Source organism: Pseudomonas sp. BF-R-24 (assembly GCF_019947335.1).
Classification (GTDB): Bacteria; Pseudomonadota; Gammaproteobacteria; order Pseudomonadales; family Pseudomonadaceae; genus Aquipseudomonas; species Aquipseudomonas jessenii.
The window spans coordinates 53,129-70,717 of record NZ_JAGYGG010000007.1 but is presented as its reverse complement, the minus strand read 5'-3'; the positions used below and the strand labels follow the sequence as shown (position 1 = coordinate 70,717).

General features: G+C 60.4%; 14 protein-coding genes. 6 read left to right on the top strand and 8 right to left on the bottom strand.

Features of this window, described 5'->3' with window-relative positions:
* Entirely contained in the window at positions 1–1,086 is a 1,086-nt protein-coding gene (locus KGA98_RS07940; protein WP_102671334.1) for an ABC transporter ATP-binding protein, read from the bottom strand.
* A 140-nt stretch (positions 1,087–1,226) separates the two neighbouring features.
* Between KGA98_RS07940 and KGA98_RS07935 the strand changes: the two genes are divergently transcribed.
* The 4 genes from KGA98_RS07935 (at position 1,227) to KGA98_RS07920 (ending at position 4,981) form a co-directional block, all read left to right on the top strand.
* Complete coding sequence (locus tag KGA98_RS07935) at positions 1,227–1,916, top strand: GntR family transcriptional regulator (RefSeq protein ID WP_007973313.1); 690 nt, start codon at positions 1,227–1,229, stop codon at positions 1,914–1,916.
* A 226-nt stretch (positions 1,917–2,142) separates the two neighbouring features.
* The gene (locus KGA98_RS07930; RefSeq protein WP_223501991.1) at positions 2,143–4,254 is read left to right on the top strand and encodes a PAS domain-containing sensor histidine kinase; all 2,112 of its coding nucleotides are present in this window, start codon (positions 2,143–2,145) and stop codon (positions 4,252–4,254) included.
* A 224-nt stretch (positions 4,255–4,478) separates the two neighbouring features.
* The gene (locus KGA98_RS07925) at positions 4,479–4,712 is read left to right on the top strand and encodes a DUF465 domain-containing protein (protein ID WP_057714363.1); all 234 of its coding nucleotides are present in this window, start codon (positions 4,479–4,481) and stop codon (positions 4,710–4,712) included.
* A gap of 107 nt (positions 4,713–4,819) precedes the next feature.
* Positions 4,820–4,981, top strand: coding sequence for a hypothetical protein (locus tag KGA98_RS07920; RefSeq protein ID WP_173677945.1), 162 nt, complete (start codon positions 4,820–4,822; stop codon positions 4,979–4,981).
* A gap of 145 nt (positions 4,982–5,126) precedes the next feature.
* Here KGA98_RS07920 and KGA98_RS07915 read toward each other — a convergent pair whose 3' ends face one another.
* The 5 genes from KGA98_RS07915 to KGA98_RS07895 form a co-directional block, all read right to left on the bottom strand.
* Positions 5,127–6,206, bottom strand: coding sequence for an SMP-30/gluconolactonase/LRE family protein (locus tag KGA98_RS07915; protein ID WP_223501990.1), 1,080 nt, complete (start codon positions 6,204–6,206; stop codon positions 5,127–5,129).
* Complete coding sequence (locus KGA98_RS07910) at positions 6,203–7,348, bottom strand: sterol desaturase/SRPBCC family protein (RefSeq protein WP_223501989.1); 1,146 nt, start codon at positions 7,346–7,348, stop codon at positions 6,203–6,205. The genes KGA98_RS07915 and KGA98_RS07910 overlap by 4 nt, the downstream gene beginning before the upstream one ends.
* Before the next feature lie 106 nt (positions 7,349–7,454).
* Positions 7,455–8,318 (bottom strand): LysR family transcriptional regulator, encoded by an 864-nt coding sequence (locus KGA98_RS07905; RefSeq protein WP_223501988.1) that lies wholly within the window; start codon positions 8,316–8,318, stop codon positions 7,455–7,457.
* A gap of 253 nt (positions 8,319–8,571) precedes the next feature.
* Positions 8,572–8,886, bottom strand: a complete 315-nt coding sequence (locus tag KGA98_RS07900) for an SCP2 sterol-binding domain-containing protein (RefSeq protein ID WP_007946492.1) — start codon at positions 8,884–8,886, stop codon at positions 8,572–8,574.
* A gap of 64 nt (positions 8,887–8,950) precedes the next feature.
* Complete coding sequence (locus KGA98_RS07895; protein ID WP_057714371.1) at positions 8,951–9,661, bottom strand: histidine phosphatase family protein; 711 nt, start codon at positions 9,659–9,661, stop codon at positions 8,951–8,953.
* 201 nt (positions 9,662–9,862) lie between these two features.
* On the opposite strand from KGA98_RS07895, the gene sohB reads away from it, so the two are divergent.
* Both sohB and KGA98_RS07885 read left to right on the top strand, forming a co-directional pair.
* The gene (sohB, locus tag KGA98_RS07890; protein ID WP_090455662.1) at positions 9,863–10,885 is read left to right on the top strand and encodes a protease SohB; all 1,023 of its coding nucleotides are present in this window, start codon (positions 9,863–9,865) and stop codon (positions 10,883–10,885) included.
* A 186-nt stretch (positions 10,886–11,071) separates the two neighbouring features.
* Positions 11,072–14,959 carry a dermonecrotic toxin domain-containing protein gene (locus tag KGA98_RS07885; RefSeq protein WP_223501987.1) on the top strand — a complete coding sequence of 1,296 codons (3,888 nt, stop codon included), beginning with the start codon at positions 11,072–11,074 and terminating at the stop codon, positions 14,957–14,959.
* A gap of 51 nt (positions 14,960–15,010) precedes the next feature.
* Here KGA98_RS07885 and KGA98_RS07880 read toward each other — a convergent pair whose 3' ends face one another.
* Together KGA98_RS07880 and KGA98_RS07875 are read right to left on the bottom strand one after the other, a co-directional pair.
* Positions 15,011–15,505 (bottom strand): DUF934 domain-containing protein, encoded by a 495-nt coding sequence (locus KGA98_RS07880; RefSeq protein ID WP_057714377.1) that lies wholly within the window; start codon positions 15,503–15,505, stop codon positions 15,011–15,013.
* Positions 15,489–17,147, bottom strand: coding sequence for a nitrite/sulfite reductase (locus KGA98_RS07875; RefSeq protein ID WP_057714379.1), 1,659 nt, complete (start codon positions 17,145–17,147; stop codon positions 15,489–15,491). Before KGA98_RS07875 ends, KGA98_RS07880 begins: the two co-directional genes overlap by 17 nt.
* Between the last annotated feature and the right edge of the window lie 442 nt (positions 17,148–17,589).

Genomic DNA, 17,589 nt, shown 5'->3' with positions numbered 1-17,589 from the left:
TCAGGCCTCCATCAACAGGCAGGCGTGGGGCGGCAGGTTGACCGCGACGCGATCACCCACCACCCGACCGTGGTTCAGGCCTTCGTTGTTCTCGCGCAGCATGACCTTGATGTCGTTGTTCAGGCGGCATTGATAGAGCGTGGCCGTGCCGACATACAGCACGGCCTCGATCACACCGCGCAGGTGATGCGGCTGCGTCGGCTCGACCAGTTGCGAACGCTCGGGGCGGAAAGCCAGTTGCACCTTGCTGCCGTCAAAGCCATGGGCCGGGCAGGGGATTTCCACGGGCATGCCGTTGGGCACGAAGAGCTTTTCGTTCTGTTGGCCACGTTTGATATGGCCGGGAAGGAAGTTGATGTCGCCGATGAATTGCGCGACGAACTGGTGTTGCGGCCGTTCGTAGATTTCATTGGGCGAGCCGATTTGCAGGATCTTGCCGGCGGACATCACGGCGATGCGATCGGACAGGGTCAGCGCTTCTTCCTGATCGTGGGTGACGAAAATGAAGGTGATCCCGGCTTCTTTCTGTACGCGCTTGAGTTCGACCTGCATTTCCTTGCGCAGCTTGAGGTCCAGGGCCGACAGCGGTTCGTCCAGCAACAGCACTTTGGGTTTTGGCGCCAGGGCCCGGGCCAGAGCCACCCGTTGCTGTTGGCCGCCGGACAGCTCGGCCGGTTTACGCTTGGCCAGGTGCTGCATTTGCACCAGCGCGAGCATCTCATCGACCCGCTGCGGAATCAGTTTGCGATCAAGGCCCTGCATCTCGAGGCCGAAGGCGATATTCTGCGCAACACTCATGTGCGGAAACAGCGCGTAACTCTGGAACACCGTGTTGACCCGACGCTTGAACGGCGGCAAATCGTTGACCGGCTCGCCCGCGAGGCGGATCTCACCGTCGCTGACATGCTCGAAGCCGGCGATGGTGCGCAGCAGGGTGGTTTTGCCGCAGCCGGAGGGGCCGAGCAGGGTGAAGAATTCGTTGTCGGCAATGTCTACCGAGACGTTATCGAGGGCTGGTGCCAGCCCCGGATCGTCGGAATATCGCTTTGAGACGTTTCGCACTTCGATTGCTGTTGGATGACCCATTATGGTGCATTCCTCTAATTATTGTATGCAAAATCTGGATGCAATTTAGAAATACCCGGATTAATCTGTCCATGCAAGCCCCTTTTTCAATGGCTGTTCATTCGCCAGGGTCGTTTGCACAGGGCGCAAGGAGTTGATGAATGACGGAAAAGAAACTGGAAACCACGGTCGACCGCGTCTACCAAGGGGTTTACGAGGCGATCAGCAAGCGTTCGTTGCGTCCGGGCATGAAGCTCGGCGAAGCCTCTTTGGCCGAGCTGTTCAATGTCAGCCGTACGTCTGTCCGGGCCGCGCTCAAGCAATTGGAAGCCGACGGGCTGGTCACCACCGAGCCCAACAAAGGTGCGTCGGTGTCGCTGCCCAGTGACGAAGAGATCCGTTCGCTGTTCGAAACCCGTCGCCTGGTCGAGATCGGCATCGTCAGCGAACTGTGCCGTCGGCGTGATACGGCGGTGACCCAGGACCTGCGCGATCACTTGCTGCTGGAAGACGAAGCGCATCAGAGCGGTGATCATGAACGGCTGATTCACCTGCTTGGCGAGTTCCACATCAAACTGGCCCGCAGCCTGAACAACCCGGTACTGCTGGACTGGTTCCAGAAGCTGATTTCCCGGGCGTCGCTGTATGCCGCCGCTCTGGATGACGACAGCCACGAAGCCTGTCGCGACGATGAACACCTGCGGCTGATCGAATACATTGAAGCAGGCAACCAGAGCGCGGCCATCGAGCTGACCTGCATGCATTTGAATGGCATCGAGAAGGCCATTCTGGATGTCGCGGCCACGCTGAAAAGCAGTTACAACCCGCTAAAGCACTTGATCGAGGTGTAGTGCACGGACTCTCGGTTACCGAGGACCAAATTGTGGGAGCGGGCTTGCTCGCGAAAGCGGTGTATCAGCAGACGAATATGTTGAATGACACACCGCCTTCGCGAGCAAGCCCGCTCCCACAAGGGATCTCCAGTGGCCCGCGAGAATCAGCTATACCTCTATGAAACGAATAGCGTGCAGGATGCTCGAAACAAACGGGTGCAATTTACCGGGATAGAGCCAGCCGATGCAGTTTCTAGAGGAAAGCCACGGGTGCTCCGGGTGGAACGGCGAAATGGCCGGGCGCATTCGTGCGTTCGACTGGAGCCGGACCGAACTTGGCCCGCTCGATTCATGGTCCAGGAGCCTGAGCAGCGCGGTGCAGTTGATGCTCGCGTCCCCATTGCCGATGGTGATGCTCTGGGGCCAGTCCGGGTACATGATCTATAACGACGCTTATTCCAAGTTTGCCGGTGGGCGTCATCCGTATCTGCTCGGCTCTGCCGTGGAACTGGGTTGGCCGGAAGTTGCCGAATTCAATCGCCACGTGGTCGACACCTGCCTGGCGGGCGGCACCTTGTCCTATCGCAACAAAGAACTGGTGCTGCTGCGTGACGGGGTTCCGGAAGATGTCTGGATGGACCTCTACTACAGCCCGGTGGCCGACGATGACGGGCGCCCGGCCGGGGTCATGGCCATGGTGGTGGAAACCACCGATCGGGTGATCTCCGAACACCGGCGACAGGCGGCTGAAGACGCCTACCGCGCCGACAACGAACGGGTACGCCTGGCGCTCAACGCCGGCGCCTTGCTCGGTTCCTTTGTCTGGGACATCAAGGCCAACGTGCTGTCGGGTGACGAGCGCTTCGCTCGCGCGTTCTCTTATCCACCCGGGCAAGACCTGCAAAACCTGTCTCAGGAAATCGCTGAAAGCCGGATCCATCCGGATGACCGCAGTTGGGTTCAGGAACGAGTCACACTGTCGGTGGAGACGGGCGAGCCCTACAACGTCGAATACCGGATCCGGCGCCCGGATGGCAGCTACCTCTGGGTACTCGCCAGTGGTTGTTGCGAGTTCAATGAGCAGGGCGAGGCGTTTCGTTTCCCCGGCGTGCTGATCGACATCCACGAACGCAAGACCGCCGAAGAGTCCCTGCTCAAGTTCACCCGCAACCTGGAACAGCGGGTGGCCGATGAGGTCGAGGCGCGGCTGGCGGCGGAAGAACAACTGCGCCAGTCACAGAAGCTCGAAGCCATCGGCGGTCTCACCGGTGGTGTGGCCCATGACTTCAACAACCTGTTGCAAGTGATCGCCGGCAACCTGCACCTGCTCGCGCGCCATGAACCGGGTAACGCCAATGTGCAGCGCCGGGTCTCGGCGTCGATTGCCGCCGTCGAGCGCGGTGCCAAGCTGTCTTCGCAATTGCTGGCATTCGCCCGCCGCCAACCGTTGTCACCCGCGGTCTTCACATTGCGGCAGATTTTCGATGGCCTGGCGGAGCTGTTGCTGCGTGCCCTGGGTGAAACCCTTCAGGTTCACATGACGGCACCCGAAGATTCCTGGAATGTGTTTGTCGATCGCAACCAACTGGAAAACGCCATTCTCAATCTGGCGATCAATGCCCGTGACGCCCTTCAAGGCGAGGGCAGGATTGACCTGTGCGCGGAAAACATCGTCCTGGATCGAAAATTTTGCGCCGCAAAGGGCATTGCCCCCGGGGACTATGTACGGGTGTCCGTGACGGATACCGGCGTCGGCATGCCGCCGCAGGTGCTGGCCCAGGCGTTCGAGCCGTTCTTCACCACCAAGGCCGACGGGCAGGGCACCGGCTTGGGCTTGAGTATGGTGTTTGGCTTCGTCAAGCAGAGTGGCGGTCATATCGAAATCGCCAGCGACGTGGGGCGAGGGACCCGGGTGCAGCTGTACTTCCCCCGCACCTTACGCGCGGCACCCAGCGAAACGCCGGGCCCTGATGTGCCGCAACGGGGTGGGCACGAACGCATCCTGGTGGTTGAGGACAATGAGGCCGTGAGGGTATCGGCGGTGGAGTTGTTGCGCGAGGAGGGCTATCAGGTCCTCACGGCCACCAACGGTGACATCGCCATGAAAATGTTGCTGGAAGGGCTGGCGGTGGACCTGATTTTCACCGATGTGGTCATGCCCGGCCTGATCAAGAGTTCGGACCTGGCGGCCTGGGCGAAAGTGCAGGAGCCACCGGTGGCTGTGTTGTTCACCTCGGGGCATACCCGCGACATCATCTCGCGCAATCACCAGCTCAGCCCCGACACCCACCTGCTGAGCAAACCCTACAACCCCGAAGCACTGACGCAGATGGTGCGCACGGTGCTTAACGGCTGACAAAAACAGGTGATTCTCCACGCAGGTTTTCAAAGGTGACCGAGTGATCGTCAACCGGTGGAGGCGCCGGCGCAGGCAAGGTTTTATCCCATTGGCGACCGGACGACGAACGGACACCGCTGGTCTGACAGGTGGTCGACAGAACGGGCTAACCGAGGCCATTCTGATAGTTGGTGAACGCAATTGATCGCGTTTCGCTGCCGATCAACAAACGGAGGTGTTCCATGCCGGTGCCCCATGACCTTTATCAGGATCTGAAACGCTCAAAGGAAGAAGTCCAGCAGAAACGCACCAAGGATCCGTTACTGGATTCACTGCTTAACAAGTATTCCCAGGCGGATGCCGAAGTGGTGAAAGCAGAGGAGGCCAAGTCCAACGATGACACCGTAAGGAAGCTCAAGGAGGCACGTCTGCTGGTCAAGGACAAGATCGTCAAGCAACTTGGCTCGTCGTCCTGACCCAGCGTGCTGCCACCGACGACCGGTGGCGGGAAAGTTGGAACGGCATCACAACCGGCACCTCGAATGTTCAGAGACCGCTGTTATGGCTCTCAACGAGGTGCCTCATGACCCAGCCCAAATACCCCAGTGAACAACAGGGTGGCTACGACCCTATCCCCACACATCCCGAACCCCTGAGCCCCGAACACACCACGGTCAATCCCGAGGAAGAGCCGGGCATCGATGAGTGGCCGGATGATGAGGGTGTCGACATCGATCCAGAGTGAACACCGCCCTCTGTAGGAGCGAGCTTGCTCGCGATGGTCGTTAACGATGCCGCGTGTTTACTGACTAAACGCAGTGCTTTTGAGTCCATCGCGAGCAAGCTCGCTCCTACAGGGGGGCTTCGGTGAATTCAGGAAGGGGGACTGTTCATTGCAATGCCTTGCTTAGCGGCAATCGCACCATGTTCCGGGCTTTCAGCGAACCGAAATACAACCAGTCCCCATACTCGCGCACGGTGGTGATGGGGGAGTAATTGTCGCTGCTGCCGTCCTGCAGGTTGGCGATCACTTTGCCATCAAGGTCCAGGCCCAGGGCAAATCCGTGTTTTTCCACGGGCTTGGGCAACACGGTCATGGCCCGCACGATCATCTTGCGCACGAACGGATGCGCCGCCGTGGCGTCGAGCAAGGGGTTTCGGGGGGCATACAGCGCCACCCAGAACCGGTCGTGGCCATTGAACGACAGGTTGTCCGGCAGCCCTGGCAGGTTGTCGATAAACAGGTCGTGGGTGCCGGCCTTCGGACCGCTGAGCCAATAACGAGTGATGCGGTAGGCGCCGGTTTCATTGACCAGTACATAGGCATCGTCCGGTCCCAGGGTCACGCCGTTGGCAAACTCCAGCTTATCCAGCACAACCGAGGTTTTGCCGGTCTGGAAATCGTAGCGCAGCAGTCGACCGTCGCCGCCGTGTTCGATCACGGCCTCACCGTCTTGGCCATAGCCGAAGCGGCTCGAAGCATCGCTGAAATAAGCGTAGTGACCGGGTTTGTCGATGGCCACGTCGTCGGTAAAACCGAAGGGAACGCCGTCGGCCTCTGTGGTCAAGGCCACCAGGCGTCCCTGGGCGTCGAGGGACAACAAGCCTTTGACGGCATCGGCGATCACCAGCAGGCCATTGGGATGCCGGGCCAGGCCCAGTGGCCGGCCACCGGTATCGGTCAGGATTTTGGTGGTCTTGCCGTCCAGGCTCGTACGGATCAGGCGCCCGTCGTGCAGGCCGGTGATGAGCGTGTCGTTTTCCAGCAACAAGGCTTCCGGGCCGTCGATATTGGCGGCGCCAACGCGTTCCACCTCCTTGAGCCGCTGATTGTCGGCGTAGATTCCGCTGGTGAGGGACGGCGCGGCTTGTGGTGTCCAGGCCACCGGCCGCACCTTGGTCGGCATCAGCAGCAGGAAGGCGCCGATGACGACGATGACCAGCAACAGACATTTGAAGGTTCTGCTCACACGCCGACTCCTGTCGCGGCCAGATACTTCTGGGCCATGTCGCGCAATGCCAGCATCGACGCCGCCGATTCCCGGTCGATGCGCCGCTTGAGCAACAAGCGGTTGGCAATGCGCATTGCCAGGCCGCTGAATTGATATTCCAGGGTGCGGACGAAACGTGTGTCTTCGCCTGTGGCATCGCATTCATAGGTCACCACCAGCGACAGGCCGTGGTCACCCCGGGCCTCGGCGCTCCAGCGCCGCCCGGGCAGGTACTCCGCCACCTCCCAGCGCAAGTGCCCGTCGCGCCCGCCGGCACGGATGTCTTCCTCGAAACGTGCGCCGGCATGCAGCGGGCCTTTTGGCCCGTCGATGCGCAGCGACGACGGATGCCATTGCGGCCAAAGGGTCACGGTGCTGGCGTAGGCAAGTACCTGGATCGGGTTTCCGGCAATGACAACCTGATGCTGCATACGGGTCATGGGGGTTCTCGTCGGGTTGAGCGGCTCAGGTTCCGGCTCCCAATAGAGGGTGCCGAACAGGTAGTCCATCAGCGGGAAAACGATGTTGAAATTACGCGCCTGCATCAGTTCACGGCGGTGGTGCAGTTCGTGCAGCCGGCGCATCTGGCGGATCCACGGCAGCCGTGTGAGCGGGTTTCGCGACGGCAGATGCTCGCAGGCATGAAACACTTCATAAGTCAGGTAGCCGAGGACAAGAAGGCCGCCGACCAATCCGGCGACGTTGGTATTGATGTGCTTGAGCAGCCACCAGAGGGGCAGGGCGACGGCGAGGGTGTGCAGCACGATCAGCCACGCCGGAAACAGAATCACCCGCCAGTCGCGGGCGCTGTCGTAGGTCATGTGGCCGGGGGTGAAGAAGCTGTGGTGGTCGCCTGCGTGACGGGCGTAAAACAGCCGGGCGAAGCTCTTTTTATGATGCCCCAGGTGGCGATGCACCATGTACACACCGAGGTTGAACAGCAGCAGCGTGACGGGCACCGCCAGCCATTCCGCTGGCCGCACCTGTTGTACGTTGCTCCAGAACACGCTGATTGCCAGTGCCCCGAACACGAGGACAAACGCGCCATGCAGCCAGGGGTTGTAGAGTGGATGAATGTCGGCGCGGTAACGGCCGCGGAATCCTTCGGTGGTCTGCCTCACTGCAATCACCTGTCGTTTTTGTTATCTCTTTCAGATTAGCCGATCCCGGTGATTTGACGGACCGAACCTTAAGGACACAACGGCCATGATCCGGTGCAAACCGGTCTCAGGTCAGCGGATCCCATCGCTGCGACCAGTCTTCGTCGGAGTCGATGACTTTGCGCAGCAGGTCGAAGGCGTGTTGCAGCGTCGGCGAGTCACGATCGCGTGAGTAGACCAGATAGGTCGGGTAGTTGAATTCCGGTGCCTTGGGCACCCGTTCCAGGGCGCCGCTTTGCAGATAGCTCTGCACGACGCGGGTGCGGAAGTAGCCACTGCCGCCGTTTTCGAGAAGATACTGCAAGCCCAGCGGGCCCAGATTGAAACTCAGCGCAGCCTTGGCCTTCTCCGGCAGCGCGGCGTCGTGCTGGCGTCGGAAATCAGCGCCCCAATCGATGTACACATAAGGATCGGGCTTGTCGGCAAGGCGCACGAGAATCAGTTTTTCTTCGAGAATCTGTTCGACCTGCAGACGCGGCCAATATTCGGGCTGATACACCAGCGCGGCATCCAGAACGCCCAACTCCAGTTGGCGCAGCAGGTTTTCCCCGTCGCGGATTTCCATGCGCAGGGCATGGCTGGGGATGTTCTTGCGAATTTCGCCGGCCCAGCCGAGCATCAACGGGTTGCACAGACTCACCTCGCCACCGATGTGCAGCACATCGCGATAACCTTCGGGCAACGGCAAATCACGCCGCGCGGCTTCCCAGGTTTGCACCAGCTGATTGGCATACACCACGAACGCTTCGCCATTGGGCGTCAGACGGGCGCCGGCACGATTGCGCACGAACAGGGTGCTGCCCAGTTGGCTCTCGAGTTTTTGCACCCGTGCGGTGATCGCGGTCTGGGTGACATGGAGCTTCTCGGCAGCCGCGGCCAGGCTGCCATGGCGAACGATTTCGAGGAAGGTGCGGGCGAGGTCGATGTCCATGGGGTGGCCGGTGGTGTAAGTACCCGCATTGTAAGAGCACCACCTGACCTGTGGCGAGGGGGCTTGCCCCCGTTGGGCGCGAAGCGGCCCTTGACGTCCTTCCGACAAGTCGAAATCTCTGGTTGTGCGACTGCTTCGCAGTCGAACGGGGGCGAGCCCCCTCGCCACAGGACCAGCAAAAACGACGAATCCCGCCACTAAGGGCGGGATTCGTTTGCAGCAGGCACGCTCCCGAAGTTCGGGAACCAGGTGCTTACGACGGGAACAGCTCGGACAGTTTCATCGCCAGCATCATGTCGCCTTCAGCGCGCAGTTTGCCGCCCATGAACGCTTGCATGCCGTCAGTCGAACCGTCGACGATACCTTGCAGGGTTTCGCCGTCCATCACCAGGGTCACCTGGGCGTCCGGGTTCTCGCCTTCCTGCAGCTCGCAGGTGCTGTCCTTGACGATCAGCGAGAAGTTCTTGGTGTCGTCGATGCGGAAACCGAAGACCAGGTCCAGACCGGCAGCAGCGGCTGGGTTGAACTTGGCTTTCATTGCTTGTACGGCATCAGCTACGGAGGTCATGGTTCGATCCTTTCTTGGGTAATAAGAGCTGGGTGATTACAGCCAGGGTCACAGTAATCCGGACTCAGCGAAACGTGATGAGTTCCGGGGCCTTCAACAGTTGCAGGTGCGCATGGCTGTTGAAGGAAGCCAGGGACACCTCGCGACCACGAAACTTAAGCTGGTTGAGCGAGGTGTTGACGATTTGCCAGTTCAACTCAAAGGCCTGCCGGGCAGGCATTTGCGTAATCAGGTGGAGCAGGGCGGTGATGGTGCCGCCGGACGTGAACACGGCGATTTTCTGGGTGTTGTCGGCCTGGTCGAGAATGCGGTGCAGACCGGCCCGTACCCGCTCGACAAACCCCAGCCAGCTCTCCAGGCCCGGTGTGTCGTAGGTGCCGGCCAGCCAGCGCTCGATGATCAGGGCGAAGATACGCTGGAACTCACCACGGTTTTGCGCGGCGTTGCGCAGGATGTCCAGGGCCTCGGGTTCGTCCGGCAGCATGGCTGGCAACAGCGCGCGGATCACTGCATCGGCGTCGAACTCGTTGAAGGCGGAGTCGGTTTCCAGCACCGGCACCGGCAGGCCTGCCGCGGCGAATTGTTCCAGCGCGCTGTTGGCCGTGTGCTGCTGGCGGCGCAGATCCCCCGCCAGGCAGCGGTCGAAGCTGATCCCGAGTTCGGCCAGGTGCCGACCCAGAATTTCAGCCTGACGAATACCGGTCGGCGACAGCACGTCGTAGTCGTCTGCACCGAAGGAGGCCTGGCCATGTCGAATCAAATAGATACTGCCCACGTCCGCGTCTTCCCGGTACGTTGAAGGTTTGGCGAGGTTATGAGGATGGCGGTGTGCTGTCAATGAAAAAACATACGCTTGTTTGAAATGCCCGTTACAGGCCTGTTACCAGAGCTTTCACGGCTGGTAGCAAGGTCGGCGCATGGGTATGCTGGAGGTATCCCGCGCGCGTTCAAGTCGCGCATCGTTTGAGGAGTCCCTGTGGAGTTTTTTTCCGAGTACGCCATTTTTCTGGCCAAGACCGTGACCCTGGTGATCGCCATTCTGGTGGTCCTGGCCAGTTTTGCGGCCTTGCGCAGCAAGGGGCGGCGCAAGTCGTCGGGCCAGTTGCAGGTCAGCAAACTCAATGATTTCTACAAAGGGCTGCGCGAACGTCTGGAGCAGACGTTGCTCGACAAGGATCAGCTCAAGGCCTTGCGCAAGACCCAGGCTAAAACCGACAAGAAACAGAAGAAAAAACCCGAGGCCAAGCCCCGGGTGTTCGTGCTCGATTTCAATGGCGATATCAAGGCTTCGGCCACCGAAAGCCTGCGCCACGAAATCACTGCCTTGCTGACCCTGGCCACACCGAAGGACGAAGTGGTGCTGCGCCTGGAAAGCGGCGGTGGCATGGTTCACAGCTACGGCCTGGCCTCCTCGCAACTGGCGCGTATCCGTGAGGCCGGCGTGCCCTTGACCGTATGCATCGACAAGGTCGCGGCCAGCGGTGGCTACATGATGGCGTGCATCGGCCAGAAGATCATCAGCGCACCCTTCGCGATCCTCGGCTCGATTGGCGTGGTGGCGCAGTTACCCAACATCAACCGCTTGCTGAAAAAGCACGACATCGACTTCGAAGTGCTGACTGCCGGTGAGTACAAGCGCACACTGACCGTGTTTGGCGAAAACACCGAGAAGGGCCGGGAGAAGTTCCAGCAAGACCTGGACATCACCCATCAGTTGTTCAAGAACTTCGTGTCGCGCTATCGCCCGCAACTGGCGATCGATGAAGTGGCCACCGGAGAAATCTGGCTTGGCGTGGCGGCGCTGGAAAAACACCTGGTCGACGAACTCAAGACCAGCGACGAGTACCTCGCCGAACGCGCCAGGCAGTCCGAGCTTTATCACCTGCACTATGCCGAGCGCAAAAGCCTGCAAGAGCGCATTGGCATGGCCGCCAGCGGCTCGGTCGATCGTGTGCTGCTGAGTTGGTGGAGCCGTTTGACCCAGCAACGCTTCTGGTAACGGGGCAGGAGATATTGCAAAACATCCAGCCGGGGCATTTGCCCCGGTTTTTTTTGCCTGCGAATACTTGCCTGATGTCCTCCACGACCCGGCGAAATCTCTGTAGGCAGCAGGCGACCGTTCCTGCTTTCGGTAATGTGGCGGCTGGTTATGTTGGTGTTCCGGAATAATTGCCATGGAACGCATATGAATGACCATCAGACACCGCTTCATCCCGATCTTGCGCCGCTGCGCGAAACACTGACGTCTGTGGTGGGCGCGGCTTTGCCGCAGTCTCCCGAGCAGTTCGGTGCCCAGTTGATCAAGGCAAAATGGGGGCAAGACATCGACCCGCAAAAGGCCCTGTTGGTCACCCTGGATTACCGCTATCGCGGGCACCCACCGCAGGACGGTATCGAGCAAGGCCAGGTGGCAAACACGCAAACCCTGGTGCAGGCGTTGCTGGCGAACTACCAGACCGTCGGTGACGGGCGTTTTGCCGAAAGCGCATTTGGCTTGTACACACCGCCCGATGTCGGTCCGTCCGTTCGCATCGTGGAGCATGTCGATGAATTCGCCGACCACGGCAATGGCAATCACGACACCTACGAAGGCATCTATCGCCAGACCACGCCCCAGGTCTATGGGCCGGCAACGCAAATTGCCCTGAGGCCAGCGGCGTTCAAACAGTGGGTATGGGATCTGGATCTGCAAACCCGCTATCAGGCTTACCTTGATCGTGCGTGGCCCTCCGACAAGCGTATCGTCCAGGCGGCGCCGTACGACCTGAGAACCTCAGCCAAGGCCGCCTTTATCATGAGCGCCTGCCTGCAACATCAGGAGGGCAGTTTGAGTCAGGAAGGCCTGGTCTTGGCCATGCAGGCCGCCGGGTTGCCAGCGCAGCAGACCTGGAATGCGTTGACCATCGGCCAGGTGCAGGCGCCCACCCGCATCAGCGCACCGATCGAGGTCGGGCGGCTGACGATCTATCGCTATACGTCGGACGATATCTGGTGTTATCGCCACCGTCACAGCGGCCGGGTCTTGCTGAACATTCCCGGCAACTCCTCACCCTTGCATGAATTCGCCGACTTCCGGCACCTGCGCCAATGGATCGTGGACCAAGGCAGGGCTGCCGCCACACGGCAAGCGCTGGTCGCGCATTTTGCCGAGGACGATCGTGAAGACGGTACCTTCCATGCGGGGGTGTCGACGGCGTTGGAGGGCATGGCGGTTTACCCGAAGGAACACTGGCTGAAAAAGAACGCAGGGTTGTTCAACAACGACGGTTTCTGGGACCCGCAGGACTACATCGACCTTGAGCGTGCGCCGACTGACACCGACCCGTTCGCGCAATTGGTGCTGACCATGAAGCAGGCCTCCATGGCCAGCGTCAAAACCATCCGCGACGATGCCCAGGTCAATCGCGACAACCTGAGCGCGGTGGTGGAACCGCTCGTGCAGTGGATCAACCGGCTGGGGCCATTGGCATTGTTCATTCCGGGAGGCGAAGGCGTCCTGGTACTGGCCGGCCTGATCGACGCCGGTTATGGCCTCGATCAGGCCGTCAACGGTAAAACACCGGAGCAGCGCTCCGAGGGCGTGACGCGCACGGTGTTCGGCTTGCTCAATGCACTCCCGCTGGTCGGGGCGGTGGCGGCGCTCAAGGGCGAAGAAAAAATCGCCGGAACGTTGCACGTACCCCGGGAACCCGGGAGCGAGCCGCATCCCGAAACGCCGGCCGAGCCCACACCCGGATCGGCTCCGGCGCCCGTGTCGACACGTGTGGAGCTGATGCGTGGCGTTTGCACACCCCTTGCTGCCTTCAGTGATGAGGTATTGGCGCAGATCGCCCGGGTCAGTACGGTCGACGACGATATGCTGCGCCTGATGCAGACTGGCCGTCCGCCGACGCCGTTGCTTGCCGACACCATCACACGCTTCAAGCTCGATCAGGAACTCGAAATCGTCGCCGACCCGCAAGCACGGGCCGGATTGTTCAATGCCCGATATCAGGCGCTCCAGCACTCGGACCAGGAGTGGGTTCGCCTGTTTCAGCGTGAGTACCAAGGTTTGCCGAAAAGTGCCGTGGAGCAGATCCTCGACCGTTCGGGAGTTGACATCAATCGGCCCGTCGATGCTGACGAGGCGCTGTTACTGTTCAAGCGCCTGGACAGCAAGTCGCGGGAGTATCAACAACATGTACGACTCAACCGGGCTTATGAAGGTCTGTACTTGCGCTCGATCGTCCATCCGGAAACCGATGTCCTGGCGTTGCATTCCCTGCCACGCCTGCCCGGTTGGCCGAAAGACTTGCGCATCGAAGTGCACGACGGGTCAATCAGTGGCCGGGTCCTGGACCGTTGCGGCCCGCTCGATTCGGCGGATTGCCGGCGCTTGATCAAGACCGGTGATCGCTATCGGTACTCCACGATGGCGGCTACCGACGGCGAGGGTTCGGATCTGTTTACCGCACTGGTCGATCTATTGTCAGGGGAGGAGCGCGCGGCGATGTCGCTGCGCTCCCCAGACGCGGCCAGCCAGTTGCGCCTGCGTATTGGCACACATGCCTTGCCCCGCTCCGAGCTGATACTCGGCTTGAGTCGAATGGATTCGCGGTTGCCCTTCGAAGCCACGGGGTTGCGCGGCGGCGGCTTTCCGAATACGCCACAGGCCGCTGCGCTGACCCATGAAATCATGCGACTGCAGGTCAAGAATCTGTATCCGGATTTCACCGATGCCCAGGCGGATGAGCTGCTCCTGATGGCGGGTAACGGCGCTCAAGCGCTGGTGGATCGCCTGATTCTCGAGATGCAGCAGTTGCATGCCGATCTGCGCCAGTGGATCGACCAGGCCGTGCTGGATGTCGATGACATGGAGGTGGATTTTCTTGCGGTGGACGATGATGACGCCGCAGGCATGAGCCCTGAGCAGGTGGCGGCACACAATGTCGAACTGCTGCAAACCGTGATTGGCTATGAGCGTGAAACGCGAATTGAATTGGGCGACGAACTGATGGGCATCTGGCAAAAATGCCCGCCCCAGATCAATAGAGTCATGTCCGGCGAGACGTTCTCTGGTTACAGGCTGGATCTGGGTTTCGAGGACTACCATAGGTTGCCAACGATGAACGTGCGCTTCAATGAGGTCGTCGAGCTATCGATGCGGGGCTTGCACCTGGTCGAGCGCGAGAGCCTGAGCGCCTTTCTCGAAAGTTTTCCGAACCTGCGTTCCCTGAACCTGGAACGTGTCGACCTGCGGCGGCTCAACGCAGACGGCGTGCTGGAAGGTGTGTTGCCTCCACCGATTCGGCAAATGACCCGCCTCACTACGCTCAACCTGAGTTCCACCTTTTTGCAGCTTCAGGAGCGCACGGCTTCGCAGTTTCGTGAGCTGGCGAGCTTGCAAATGCTGGATCTGAGTGACAACCCGTTGACTGTACCGCCCGTGGTATTGGGGATGAATGAGCTGCGTGTGTTGAACCTGAGAAACACCGGAATCAGCCATTGTCCGATAGGCATCGCCGATCAGCCGTACTTCTCCTCGCTCGACTTGCGAGGCAACCGGATCGGTCGGGTTCCCTACTCGATACTGAGTCAGGCGGTGTCCCGGGACCGGGTGAAACTGTGGGGTAATCCGCTGACGGATGAAGACACGTTGTTGCGCCTGGTGAGTCATCGTGAGCGCACCGGTATCAATTTGTGGTTGAGTGAGCCGGGTGCCGATTACGGCAGTGCGACGCCCTGGCTGGAGGAGGGTGATGAAAGCGTGCGCGAGGCGCGGCAACAGATCTGGCAACGATTGGCCGCCAAGCCATCGGGCAGTGCGTTGCTCCGGGTCATGGATGGGTTGAGCCTGACGGCGGATTTCCGGGTCGGTTATTGGTCGCTGCAGGCGCGTGTGTGGCGCTTGCTCCACGAAGCGGATGCGTCAGAAGAGTTGTGGGGCTGGTTGCGGCACTGTGTCGAAACGCGGATGGCCGATGCGGACAATCCGTTCAGGCTGTTCGTGGTGCTGGAAGATCGAGTCCGGCTGTACCGCGACTGGGTCGCCATGGGGCGTCCGATTCCGCTGGTGGATAATCCGGTGTTTTAGCGCGAAGGGTAAAACCCCTTGAACCCCGGGCCGGGGTTCAAGGGGTGACGGTCAGCGACGACGGAACAGCGGCAGCGGTTCGTCGGCAGCGGCCTGGTAGGTCACCGAGAAGTCCTTGAGGCCTTCAAGGGCTTCGTGCGGGTCTTTGTCGGCGCGAATGGCGAACGCGTCGAAACCGCAGCGATGCATGTAGAACAACTGGTCACGCAGCACGTCGCCAATGGCCCGCAATTCGCCCTTGAAACCGTAGCGGTCACGCAGCAGGCGGGCGTTGGAGTAGTTGCGGCCATCGGTGAATGCCGGGAAGTTCAGGGCGATGACCTGGAACTGCGCCACGTCTTCACCGATTTCCTCGGCTTCTTCATCGGCGTCCAGCCAGATGCCCAGGCCGCCGTCGCGGGCCAGGAGCATGCGGCTGTGTTCGCGCCACAGTTGCAACGGCACGATGAGATCGTCGCAGTTGCTGATCTCGTCGATGTTGAAGTCCTTGGGCAGCAGGTGCCAGGTTTCGTCGACGACCTCGTTGTTCTTAATGATTCGCTGCATAGACACGCTCCTTGAAGAGGTCGATACCAATACGCTGATAGGTGTCGATGAAGCGTTCGTCTTCGGTACGTTGTTCGATGTACACGTCGATCAGCTTTTCGATCACGTCAGGCATGGCTTCCTGGGCAAAGGACGGGCCGAGGATCTTGCCCAGGCTGGCGTCACGGCTGGCGCTGCCGCCGAGGGAAACCTGATAGAACTCTTCGCCTTTCTTGTCCACCCCCAGGATGCCGATGTGGCCGACGTGGTGGTGACCACAGGCGTTCATGCAACCGGAGATGTTCAGGTCCAGTTCGCCGATGTCGAACAGGTAGTCCAGGTCGTCGAAGCGGCGCTGGATCGATTCGGCGATCGGGATCGACTTGGCGTTGGCCAGGGAGCAAAAATCACCGCCCGGGCAGCAGATGATGTCGGTCAGCAGGCCGATGTTCGGCGTGGCGAAACCTTGCTCGCGCAACTCGCCCCACAGGGCGAACAGCTTGTCCTGCTCGACGTCGGCCAGGATGATGTTCTGCTCGTGGGAGGTGCGCAGTTGACCGAAGCTGTAGCGGTCGGCCAGGTCGGCCACGGCGTCGAGCTGTTTGTCGGTGATGTCGCCCGGTGCAACGCCGGTTGGCTTCAGGGACAAGGTCACGGCCACGTAGCCCGGCTTCTTGTGGGCCAGGGTGTTGCGCACGCGCCAGCGGGCGAAGCCCGGGTGCTGCTGGTCGAGCTCGGCCAGGGCGGCGGTCTGGTTGTCCAGCGCCTTGTAGTCCGGATCGACGAAGTGAGTCGCGACGCGCTGCACTTCGGCTTCGGTCAGCGTGGTCTGGCCACCGCGCAGGTGCTCCATTTCCGCATCGACTTTCTGCGCAAAGACTTCAGGCGTCAGCGCTTTGACCAGGATCTTGATCCGCGCCTTGTACTTGTTGTCGCGACGGCCATAGCGGTTGTAGACCCGCAGGATGGCGTCGAGGTAGCTCAACAGGTCTTGCCACGGCAGGAATTCATTGATGAACGCGCCCACCACCGGCGTACGACCCAGGCCACCGCCGACAAGCACGCGGAAGCCCAGTTCGCCGGCTGCGTTGTGCACCGGCTCAAGGCCGATGTCGTGGACTTCGATGGCGGCACGGTCGGAAGTCGAACCGTTGACGGCAATCTTGAATTTGCGCGGCAGGTAGGCGAATTCCGGGTGGAACGTGGTCCATTGGCGGACGATCTCGCACCATGGGCGCGGGTCGATCAGTTCGTCGGCGGCGACACCGGCAAACTGGTCGGTGGTGACGTTGCGCAGGCAGTTGCCGCTGGTCTGGATCGCGTGCATCTGCACGGTGGCCAGTTCAGCGAGAATGTCCGGAATGTCTTCCACGGCCGGCCAGTTGAACTGCACGTTCTGCCGGGTACTGATGTGGGCATAGCCCTTGTCGTAGTCGCGGGCAATCCTGGCCATCATTCGCATCTGGCGCGAAGTCAATTGGCCGTAAGGCACGGCGACTCGCAGCATAGGCGCGAAACGCTGGATATAAAGGCCATTTTGCAGGCGCAGGGGGCGGAATTCTTCTTCGCTCAGCTCGCCTGCCAGATAGCGTCGGGTCTGATCACGGAACTGCTTGACGCGGTCCTCGATGATCCGCTGATCGTATTCGTCGTATACGTACATATAAGTCCTGTTCTCAGGCTTGGGCCGGTCGGAAACAGCGGCGTTTTTTGGCTTGCTGGCGTCCGATAATACCTCGGCAATTCTGCGCGCACGGCCGCGCACTCCCTACGGAGCCGGGGCACGATACCAGTTTGCAGTTATGCGTAAAAGTGATGTTTGAGCATATGTAAAGAACCAAATCGACTAATGAGAGTCGTTGTTACGAAGACCCTGTTTGTGATGCGGGCAATCGTCGTCTTTACTCTGCTCGAGTCTTTATGCAATCACCGATAAAACCGACAAGAGGCGATGCAATGAGCAACCCAACCAAAGCACGGAAAAGCGATAGCACCGTTGATGCATGGGCCATTTTGTTCCTGATCATTCTGGTCGTGGGGACCGCGGTATTCTGGGTCAGTCATCAGTAAGCGACCCCGTCCGGGCCCGGTTCCGACGATTGTCT

What these genes read in the sequence shown, in the direction of transcription:
- KGA98_RS07940 (WP_102671334.1), bottom strand. Translation starts at nt 1,086, where the DNA reads ATGGGTCATCCAACAGCAATCGAAGTGCGAAACGTCTCAAAGCGATAT.
- KGA98_RS07935 (WP_007973313.1), top strand. Translation starts at nt 1,227, where the DNA reads ATGACGGAAAAGAAACTGGAAACCACGGTCGACCGCGTCTACCAAGGG.
- KGA98_RS07930 (WP_223501991.1), top strand. Translation starts at nt 2,143, where the DNA reads ATGCAGTTTCTAGAGGAAAGCCACGGGTGCTCCGGGTGGAACGGCGAA.
- KGA98_RS07925 (WP_057714363.1), top strand. Translation starts at nt 4,479, where the DNA reads ATGCCGGTGCCCCATGACCTTTATCAGGATCTGAAACGCTCAAAGGAA.
- KGA98_RS07920 (WP_173677945.1), top strand. Translation starts at nt 4,820, where the DNA reads ATGACCCAGCCCAAATACCCCAGTGAACAACAGGGTGGCTACGACCCT.
- KGA98_RS07905 (WP_223501988.1), bottom strand. Translation starts at nt 8,318, where the DNA reads ATGGACATCGACCTCGCCCGCACCTTCCTCGAAATCGTTCGCCATGGC.
- KGA98_RS07900 (WP_007946492.1), bottom strand. Translation starts at nt 8,886, where the DNA reads ATGACCTCCGTAGCTGATGCCGTACAAGCAATGAAAGCCAAGTTCAAC.
- KGA98_RS07885 (WP_223501987.1), top strand. Translation starts at nt 11,072, where the DNA reads ATGAATGACCATCAGACACCGCTTCATCCCGATCTTGCGCCGCTGCGC.
- KGA98_RS07880 (WP_057714377.1), bottom strand. Translation starts at nt 15,505, where the DNA reads ATGCAGCGAATCATTAAGAACAACGAGGTCGTCGACGAAACCTGGCAC.
- KGA98_RS07875 (WP_057714379.1), bottom strand. Translation starts at nt 17,147, where the DNA reads ATGTACGTATACGACGAATACGATCAGCGGATCATCGAGGACCGCGTC.